Consider the following 8,922-nt stretch of genomic DNA (forward strand, 5'->3'; position numbering starts at 1 on the left):
CCGGCCCGGCCCGCGCCCGGGGGGGGGCGGCGCGGCCCCCCCCCCGGGGGGGCCCGCCCCCCCCCCGGGGGGGGGGGGCCGGGCCCCGGGGGAGGCGGGGCGGCTGCGGGCCGGCCCAGGGGCGGCCGGGAGGCGGCCGAGGGCCGGTCCGGGGGCGTGGCCGGGGCCGGTCCGGGGGCGTGGCCGGGGCCGGTCCGGGGGCGTGGCCGGGGTACGCGGGTTCGAGGGATGCCGTCGATCCGTACGGGCCGTCGAAGTACAGTGCGAGGGCGCGCGACCGGCCGAGCGTCGTGCGGCCCCCCACCCCGACGAAAGGCACCCCGTCGTGATGCCACTGTGGTCACGCGCCCAGCAGCAGGACTACCGCAGCCGGGTGCGGGGCTGCCTGCTCGGCGGGGCCATCGGCGACGCGCTCGGCGCCGGCGTCGAGTTCGAGGCGCTGGAGAAGATCCGGGCCCAGCACGGACCGCAGGGCGTCACCGGCTACGTCACCGCGTACGGGCGCACCGGCGCCGTCACCGACGACACCCAGCTCAGCCTGTTCACCGTCGACGGACTCATCCGCGCCCACATCCGGCGCGACACCGGCAGCTGGCACCCGCCCACCGACCTGCACCTGGCGTACCTGCGGTGGGCCGCCACCCAGCGCGACTGGGGCCCGGACGAGCGCCGCCCCGACCTCGGCTGGCTCGGCCGCGAGGAGTGGCTGTACGCCCAGCGCGCCCCCGGCCAGGGCTGCCTGTCCGGCCTCACCGGGCCCGACGCCGAACGGCTCGGCACCCTGGACCGGCCCAAGAACCCGCACTCCAAGGCCTGCGGCACGGTGGCGCGGTCGGCGCCGTTCGGGCTGCTCACCACCTGGGAGCCGGGCCTGGTGTTCCAACTCGCGGTGGAGTGCTCGGTGCTCACCCACGGCCACCCCACCGGCTACCTCGCGGCGGGTGCCCTCGCGGTGATCGTCCAGTCCGTCGCCCGCGGCGGCACCCTGGAGGAGGGCGTCCACCTGGCGCTCGCTCTGCTCTCCGAGCGCCAGGGGCACGAGGAGACCACCGCCGCGCTGCGGGCCGCGCTGGACGCCGTCCGGGCCGGAGAGCCCTCCGCGGAGCGGGTGGAGGCACTGGGGGAGGGCTGGGTCGCCGAGGAGGCGCTGGCGATCGCGGTCTACTGCGCACTGGTCGCCCACGACGTCCGCTCGGGCCTGCTGCTCGCCGTCAACCACTCCGGGGACAGCGACTCCACCGGCGCGATCTGCGGCAACCTGCTGGGGGCGCTGCACGGGGACACCGCGCTGCCGCCGGGCCTGGTGGCCGGGGTCGAGGGGCGGGCCGCGATCCTCGAACTCGCCGACGACTTCGTGCTGGAGCTGATGCACGGCACCGAACTGCACGACCGGCGGACCGCCGAGGGCGCCCAGTGGTCCGTCCGCTACCCGGTGGTGGACTGAGACCCGGTGGCGGGCCGGTGGGCCGGTGATGAGCCGGGACGGCGCCCCGACACGGCAGTTGCCCGTAGCGCCGACCGCCGCCGAGGGCGACGGACAGCGCTACGGGCAACTGGCCCGAGTACGGAACCGGTCGGGCGGTCAGCCCCGGAGGCCGCCGAAGCCCCCTGCCGCCGCCGCGGCGGCGAACGCGTTCCAGGCCTCGGTGGAGAAGCGGAGCTGGGGGCCCCGGGGGTCCTTGGAGTCCCGGACCGCCACCTCCCCCGCGTCGGGGACGGCGATCTCCACGCAGGCGCCTTGGCCGCCGCTGTGAGTGCTCTTGCGCCATCGGGTTCCGTGCTCGGACGGGGTGATCATTCGTGGAATTCCTTTTCGATGTCGGCTATCAGCGACCGGCTCTCCGCGACACCGAGTGCGGCCGCTCTCAGGTAGTCGTACAGACCGGTATAGCGGCGCACATCAGCCTCCTTCTCCAAGTAGAGATCGCTCGTCACACCTTCGAAGTAGACAACCGTGGAATCGGCTGACTCCGGGAACTCCAGCAGGGAGAATGTCCCGGTCATGCCGGGGTGCGCGCCATGCGAGAACGGGATCACCTGGATGGTGATGTTCGGGCGCAGGCTCAGCTCCAGCATCTGCCGCAGCTGCCGCGCCATCACCTCCTTGCTGCCGACCTCGCGGCGCAGCACCGCCTCGTCTATGACGGTCCACAGGCTGCCCAGCTGGTTCTCGCCGTGGACGCGCTCCTGGCGCTTCATGCGGACCTGCACCCGGCGCAGCACGGCGTTCGCGTCGGTGTCCGGCTGGGTGCCCTCGACCACGGCCTGGGCGTACTGCTCGGTCTGCAGCAGGCCCGGCACGAAGGAGGACTCGTACGCGCGGATCGAGGAGGCCTCGGCCTCCAGCCCGATGTAGACGCTGTACGGGGTCGGCATGTCGTTGAAGTCGTGCCACCAGCCGCGCTGGCGCGACTCCTTGGCCATCTCCATGAGGCTGGCGCGCATCTGGTCGTCGGGGACCTTGTACACGTCGCAGAGGTCGCGCACGTCCCGCTGGCTGATGCTGCGGCGGCCGTTCTCCAGTCGGCTGATCTTCGACTGGGAGACCATCAGCCGGCCGGCTACCTCCTCCGCCGTCATGCCGAGGCCCTCGCGGAGCTTGCGCAGCTCGGAGCCGAGGCGTCGGCGGCGGACGGTGGGATTGACGTTGGCGGACACTTCGACCTCCGGCCGTACCTCTGGTGATCGTTGGAGCGGCAGTCCTCGGAACACTTCGGACATTGGGACCAACCCCCCTGACTTGGAGCAGCATGTCACCTTGGGCCAGGTCGGCGTCAGGGATTCACAGCAGCGCGGTAGAACAGATCATCGGAATAGCGCGTCTGTGAGACGGCGGAAGCCCCCGGGTGGTAATGCGGCTCGGACGATGACGATGTGGATGTCTCGGATGCTGTGGACGACTCGGACGGTTCGGATGGCTCGGGCGGTTCGGGCGGTTCGGAACGGCGGACCGGGGCAGGCGTCCCCGTGCCGGCCGCACATGCCCCTGGCACGTGCGAGGGCGGACGGGTGCGAGCTCCGGGGACGGCAAGAGGGGCGGTCGCCGGGCGACTTGCGTCGCGGGGCGACCGCCCCTCGGTACTGCGGGTGCTGCCGATCGTGCGGGTGGTGCCGGTCGTGCTCGTGGTGCCGGTGCCACCGGTGCCAGTGGTTGCGTGCCGGGTCGCTCAGCGCCTCCGGGAGGCGCGGGTGAGGCGGCACGCGCCGGTGGGCACGCGGTCGGGCGTGTCGCCCGACGCCTCGTCGGACACGTCGGACGGCGGGCCGTGGGCCGGGCCGTCCACCGGGCGCGCCGGTGCCTCCCCGGTCAGCGGACGCCGACCCTGGAGGCCGGCACCCGCCCGCCCGAACCCCGGCCCGGCGTACGGCTGCCGGAGCGGCCGGTGGCGGGCCCGGAAGCCTGGGCAGAACGGTTCTGCTGCACCGGCAGGCCGTTCTGCACGTCCATCACGGCGTGCGCGACCATCCCGCCGAGCGGGTCGTACCGGATCAGATCGCGCAGCCGCGACCGCGAGGACCGGCCCTCGTTGCCCGGGTACAGGTGCTTGCCCAGGCCCACCGAGTGGGCCAGGGCCGCGAGCGCGGCGGTCCGCGGGTCCGGCGGCACGCCGGTGCGGATCGCGGTGTCCAGCCGCTGCTTGATCGCGGCGTTGGTGCAGTCGTCGGACGCCTGGTACCGGATCGTCGGCAGCACCCCGCACACCTGGCCCGGCACGGCGGTCACCATGCCGCAGCGCTCCAGGTGCGCCAGATACGTCTGCCGCAGCCCCAGCCGGGGCCCGCCGATCCAGTGCGCCGCGCGAACCGGGCTGCCGCGTCGGCGCAGCAGTTCCAGTGCGTGGTCAAGGGTCGGGTCACCGGTCGGTCGTGCGAGCACGACAGCGATCCGGTCACCCTCCGGTACGATCCGTCCGGCCAGGGACAGCTCGACGAGCTGGGCCCCGGCGAGTCCGAGGTCGAGGGTCTGCGGCTGCGCCGTGGTACCCGTGGTCGGGTCCAAAGCGAGCAGCAAGAGTTCCTCGGGAACAGTTCTGCGGCTCTTGCCCATCCAAGCCTCCCCGCGTGGATGAGAGACAGGGTGACGCCTCTCACACGGGCTTGTCGAGTACGCCTCCGAATCGTGACCTTGCGGTGAAGGCACGGAACCAGGGGCCGTGGGCCCGGCGTCTGACCGGTGAACAGACCGAAGTGCAGCCGTGCGACGGCAATAAGCGCCGGTCGGGCGGGGTGTGCGCGGCGGGAACGGCCGCCGGTGGCGGAGACTGTACAGGTACACGGGGCGGGGCGTCGGCTTCCCGAAATCGGGTTCGCCGGTGCCCCGCCGGGCGTTGAGGAGGCTGGGATACGTGGGCGAGTCCCCCGACAGGGTGCTGAGGGACGGCGAGCGGGAGCGGGACCGCGAGCACGAACGGACCGGTACGGCGGTCGGTGCCGCGGGGGCCGCGAAGTCTGCGGAGTCCGTGGAGCCTGCGCAGTCCGTGGGGTCCGTGGGGCCCGTGGGGTCTGCGGGCTCCACCGGGGCGGTGGGGCGGGCCGGGGCGACCGCTGCCGGGGCGTCAGCCCCGGAGGCCGGGGAGCGGGCCGTCGCGCCGGTTGCCGGGACCCCCTCGGACAGTGCCTCCGGCGACTCCGGCTCCTCGGACGACACCGCGGAGGACTCCGGCCGGACGCCCGCGGAGACGGCTTCGGAAACGGCTCCCGAAACGGCTTCGGAGACGGCCCCGGAAGGGGCCGCGAAGGCGTCCGCCGACGCTCCGGCGGCCGGGGCCAAGGGCGGCTCGACCGTACAGCTGCGCGTCCGGGATGTGGACAGCAAGACGACGATGCTGCGGCTGCCGGTGGACAACAAGACCACCGCGCTGCGGCTGCCCGACGAACTGGCGAAGGCGGCCGGCGACGGGAGTTCCGAGGTCGAGGGGGAGGACCGGGAGGCCGGGTCGGCGTCCGGTGCGGTGAAGGAGTCCGCCGAACGTCCGGCTGCCGCCGACCCCCGTCTCGCCATGCGGACGGTCCCGGCGGCGGTGGAGAAGGCCGCCGAGAAGGGTGCCGACAAGGGCGCGGCGAAGGCCGTCGAGAAGGGTGCGGCGAAGCCGGCCGAGCTGCCCGCGCCGACGAAGGCCGACAAGCCCGAGAAGGCCGAGGACGCTGAGAAGGCCGAGAACGCCGGAAGCGGTAGGAGCGACGAGCCCGCCGAGGGCTCTGCCGCCGACGCCACTGCCGATGCCGATGCCGACGCCCCCGACACGCTGACCGAGACCGGGCAGCCCGGTCAGAAGTCGGGGCAGGCCGAGAAGCTGGAGAAGCCCAAGCCGCTGCGGGCCCCCGCGGCCCCCGCGGCCTCCGCCGCCGGCACGGTGCCCAAGCCCCCGGAGCGCGAGCCCCTCCCCGAGCCCGAGCCGATCCCCGGCCCGGCGCCGCTGCCGAAGCCGACCCCCGCGCCGGCCCCCGGTCCCGGCCCGGCCCCGGAGCCGCTGCCCGAGCCCGACCCGCGGCCCGTCCCCCCGGTGCCGCCGCTGCCGAAGCCCGAGCCGCTGCCCTCGCCGGAGAACACCGCGGAGGCGATGGAGGTCCTGGCGGCCCTCAACGCCCGCCCGGTCTCACCGCTGCGCCGCGCCCTCAAGCGGGTGACCATCTGGACGGTGTTCCTCGCCGTGGTGCTCGGCGCGGCCGTGGTGGCCCAGCTGCTGCGCCCGCTGCCGGACGCCAAGCTGAAGATGACCGCCGCGGGCAGCTACACCTTCTCCGGCGACCAGCTGGACCTCGCCTGGCCGGCCAAGGGCCAGTCCGCCGCCGAGGTCGTCGGCGTCGGCAGCCTCGGCAGCTCGGGCCAGGAGACGCCGGCCTCGATCGCCAGCGTCACCAAGGTGATGAACGCCTACCTGATCCTGCAGAAGTTCCCGCTGAAGAAGGGGGAGAGCGGCCCGAAGATCACGGTCGACAAGCAGGCCGCGCAGGAGTCCGGCAACAAGGACGAGTCCCGGGTGACGCTCACCGAGGGCCAGGTGCTCACCGAGTACCAGGCGCTGGAACTGCTGATGCTGCCCTCGGCCAACAACGTGGCCCGGCTGCTCGCCCGCTTCCACTCCGGCTCCGAGGAGGCGTTCGTCAAGCTGATGAACGACACCTCGGTCAAGCTCGGCATGACCAACACCGTCTACGCCGACCCGGCGGGCTTCATCGCGGACACCAAGTCCACCGCCAAGGACCAGCTGAAGCTGGCCGAGCAGGTCATGCAGGACGACATCTTCCGGCAGATCGTCTCCACCCCGGAGACCAACTTCAACAACGCGAAGATCTCCAACACCAACAACCTGATCAACCCCAAGACCGGGGTGATCGGCGTCAAGACCGGCTCCAGCACGCCGGCCGGCGGCTGCCTGATGTGGGCCGCGTACAAGGAGATCGGCGGCGTGAAGCGGCTGATCCTCGGTGTCACCCTGGGCCAGCAGGCCACCTCGCCGGCGGAGGGCGACGGCATCCTGCCGACCGTGCTGAAGGTGAGCGGCAAGCAGATCCAGGCCGCGCAGAACGGTGTGACCGGCCAGACCGTGGTGAAGAAGGGCGACGTCGTCGGCACGGTGGACGACGGACTCGGCAGCACCGTCCAGGTCGTCGCGACCAAGGACCTGGTGGTGGCCGGATTCCCCGGCGTCTCCGGCACGGTCACCCTCGACACGGCGAAGATCGGCCACACCGAGAAGGCCGGCAAGGAGGTCGGCGTGCTGCGGGTCGGCGCGGGCGAGGACAAGGCGGAGGTGCCGGTGGCCCTCCAGACCGACCTCAACCCGGCGTCCGTCCAGTCCCGGCTGCTGCGCACGCTGTGAGCCGCCGGGCCCCGGGGCCCCGGGCCCCCGGGGCCGCTGAACCACCGCACCGCTGAACCACCGCACCACTGAACGACGAAGGGGAGCCGGTCCGTACCGGCTCCCCTTCGACGTCTTCCAGCCCCGCCCCGTCCCCGCCCGGCGGCGGTTACGTGTCGCGGTCGAGCAGCGCGAGCGTCAACCCGCCCAGCGGCGTGACCTGGTCCGGCGCGCCGTACTGCGTGCGCAGCACCTCCGCCTGGTCCGTCGGCATCGCGCCCAGCGGGTCCTCGGTGTCCCCGAGGACCAGCAGCCAGATCCGCGACACCGCACCCACACAGGCCTCCGGCCGCGCACAGGGCGTCGGCGACAGGTCCTCCGCGTCGTCGGCGCTCCGCGCGACGAACACCGGGACGGGGTGGACGTCCGACGGCAGGTAGTAGCCGACGCCCGGCCAGACCATCGCCCAGGACTGGTCGCCCAGCGGGGCCGCCATCCCGTCCCCGGAGCGGTAGCCGGCGGCGATCGTCCGGGCAGCCGCCTTGAACGGCTCCTCCGAGCCGTTGTGCGAGCCGACGTACCGCACCGCGGGCTGCTTGGGCAGCGCCGCCACGGCCGGCACGGCCAGCAGCCCCACCGCCAGCAGCCCGGCCGCCGCGACCGCCCCCCGCGGCGCCCGGCCGCGCCGGGCCCTGGCCGCCACCGCGCCGTACACCGCCCCGACCCCGCCGCCGGCCAGCACCGCCCAGGCGGGCACCGTGAACAGCAGGTACCGGTCGATGAAGTAGGAGGTGCCGCCCAGGCGCGACACCAGCCAGACGCTCACCACCGGCAGCTCCGCGAGCAGCAGCACCTGCCAGGCCTGCCACCGACGCCCGGACAGCACCAGCACCGGGACCGCCAGCAGCAGGAAGGAGCAGAACACCAGGTCCGAGCCGACCAGGCGCTCACCGAAGAAGGCCAGGCCGCGCAGGGACGGCGTGACGATCCAGCCCAGTTGCCGGTCCGACTGCCTGCTGCCCAGCAGCACCACCGGCAGCACCGGCAGCGCCGCCACCGCGACCGCCAGCGGGTACCGCCACAGCAGCCGGCGGTCCGCCGCCCCCCGGGTGCGCCACAGGTGCAGCGCCACCAGGGCGGCCTGCCCGGCCACCGTGCTGAACGAGATCAGGTGCCCCGCGCCCGCCAGTGCCATTGCCGCGCAGTACGGCGCCCAGCGCCGCCAGGTCGGAAGCTCCAGCGCCCGCAGCAGGAAGAAGGAGGCCGCCGCGATCGCGCAGGTCACCAGCGCGTACGAGCGGGCCTCCTGGGCGTACCGGGAAACCTCCGGGGGCACCGCGAACAGCAGCCCCGCGCCGACCGCCGCCACCCGGCTGCCGAACAGCCGCCGGGCGGTCAGCGCCACGAACGCCGCCGCCCCCGCCATCGCCAGCACGGAGGGTATTCGCAGCGAGACCGTCGAGTCCCCGAACACCGCCGTCCAGGCGTGCATCAGCAGGTAGTAGGCGCCGTTGCTCGCGTCTATGTGCTGGAGCAGCCGCAGCAGGTCGCCCAGCGAGCGGGTGGCCACCGTCGAGGTCGCGATCTCGTCCCGCCACAGGTCCGGCGTCCCCAGCCGGTACCCGCCCACCGCGAGCATCACCACCGCGGGCCACAACCACACCTGCCCCGACAGTCGGACGACCGGGCGCACAGCAGGTCTCATCGGGTCCTTCGTCTCCTTCGCGCGGCGTGCCAGTGGGGATCGAACACTTCCGGGCAGGCTACTTGACCCGCCCTGACACCCCGTCGGCACCCGCACCCCACCCGCGGCCCCGCCACCACCCCGTCCACCACACCGCTCCCCACCCCCGATCCGGTACGCTGTGGGACGGCCTCACCAGTCGGGCCGCGCCTCAGTAGCTCAGGGGATAGAGCACGGCTCTCCTAAAGCCGGTGTCGCAGGTTCGAATCCTGCCTGGGGCACAGAGAACACGCAGGTCGCAGGCCCCCCGCCCACTCCGGGCCGGGGGCCTGCGGCGTTTCCGCGGTCGGGCGGGCCCGGGGGGGCCGGGCCGGCGGGGGCGGGGTTGAGGCCCGCCCGGACCCGGGGCGGGGGGCGGGCGGGGGGGGGGGGGGC

Annotated in this window: 6 protein-coding genes and 1 tRNA gene; 3 read left to right on the forward strand and 4 right to left on the reverse strand. The window is 73.9% G+C overall.

What is annotated here, in order from left to right; all coding sequences use genetic code 11:
- Window positions 1–328 precede the first annotated feature (328 nt).
- Window positions 329–1,444 (forward strand): ADP-ribosylglycohydrolase family protein, encoded by a 1,116-nt coding sequence (locus ACFQ6N_RS21690; protein WP_380651292.1) that lies wholly within the window; start codon window positions 329–331, stop codon window positions 1,442–1,444.
- A 138-nt stretch (window positions 1,445–1,582) separates the two neighbouring features.
- Here the strand turns inward: ACFQ6N_RS21690 and ACFQ6N_RS21695 are convergent, their stop codons facing one another.
- The 3 genes from ACFQ6N_RS21695 to ACFQ6N_RS21705 form a co-directional block, all read right to left on the reverse strand.
- Complete coding sequence (locus ACFQ6N_RS21695; RefSeq protein WP_380651294.1) at window positions 1,583–1,798, reverse strand: DUF397 domain-containing protein; 216 nt, start codon at window positions 1,796–1,798, stop codon at window positions 1,583–1,585.
- Complete coding sequence (locus tag ACFQ6N_RS21700; RefSeq protein WP_380651297.1) at window positions 1,795–2,658, reverse strand: helix-turn-helix domain-containing protein; 864 nt, start codon at window positions 2,656–2,658, stop codon at window positions 1,795–1,797. Before ACFQ6N_RS21700 ends, ACFQ6N_RS21695 begins: the two co-directional genes overlap by 4 nt.
- Window positions 2,659–3,307: 649 nt before the next feature.
- Window positions 3,308–4,048, reverse strand: a complete 741-nt coding sequence (locus ACFQ6N_RS21705; protein ID WP_380651300.1) for a GPP34 family phosphoprotein — start codon at window positions 4,046–4,048, stop codon at window positions 3,308–3,310.
- A 757-nt stretch (window positions 4,049–4,805) separates the two neighbouring features.
- Between ACFQ6N_RS21705 and ACFQ6N_RS21710 the strand changes: the two genes are divergently transcribed.
- Entirely contained in the window at window positions 4,806–6,824 is a 2,019-nt protein-coding gene (locus ACFQ6N_RS21710; protein WP_380651303.1) for a D-alanyl-D-alanine carboxypeptidase, read from the forward strand.
- A 148-nt stretch (window positions 6,825–6,972) separates the two neighbouring features.
- Here ACFQ6N_RS21710 and ACFQ6N_RS21715 read toward each other — a convergent pair whose 3' ends face one another.
- Window positions 6,973–8,508, reverse strand: coding sequence for a glycosyltransferase family 39 protein (locus tag ACFQ6N_RS21715; protein ID WP_380651306.1), 1,536 nt, complete (start codon window positions 8,506–8,508; stop codon window positions 6,973–6,975).
- Window positions 8,509–8,695: 187 nt separating this feature from the next.
- Between ACFQ6N_RS21715 and ACFQ6N_RS21720 the strand changes: the two genes are divergently transcribed.
- Window positions 8,696–8,768: transfer RNA gene (locus ACFQ6N_RS21720), tRNA-Arg, on the forward strand.
- The last annotated feature ends 154 nt before the right edge of the window (window positions 8,769–8,922 follow it).

It is taken from the genome of Kitasatospora sp. NPDC056446 (assembly GCF_042796115.1).
Classification (GTDB): domain Bacteria; phylum Actinomycetota; class Actinomycetes; order Streptomycetales; family Streptomycetaceae; genus Kitasatospora.

What these genes read in the sequence shown, in the direction of transcription:
- ACFQ6N_RS21690 (WP_380651292.1), top strand. Translation starts at nt 329, where the DNA reads ATGCCACTGTGGTCACGCGCCCAGCAGCAGGACTACCGCAGCCGGGTG.
- ACFQ6N_RS21695 (WP_380651294.1), bottom strand. Translation starts at nt 1,798, where the DNA reads ATGATCACCCCGTCCGAGCACGGAACCCGATGGCGCAAGAGCACTCAC.
- ACFQ6N_RS21705 (WP_380651300.1), bottom strand. Translation starts at nt 4,048, where the DNA reads ATGGGCAAGAGCCGCAGAACTGTTCCCGAGGAACTCTTGCTGCTCGCT.
- ACFQ6N_RS21715 (WP_380651306.1), bottom strand. Translation starts at nt 8,508, where the DNA reads ATGAGACCTGCTGTGCGCCCGGTCGTCCGACTGTCGGGGCAGGTGTGG.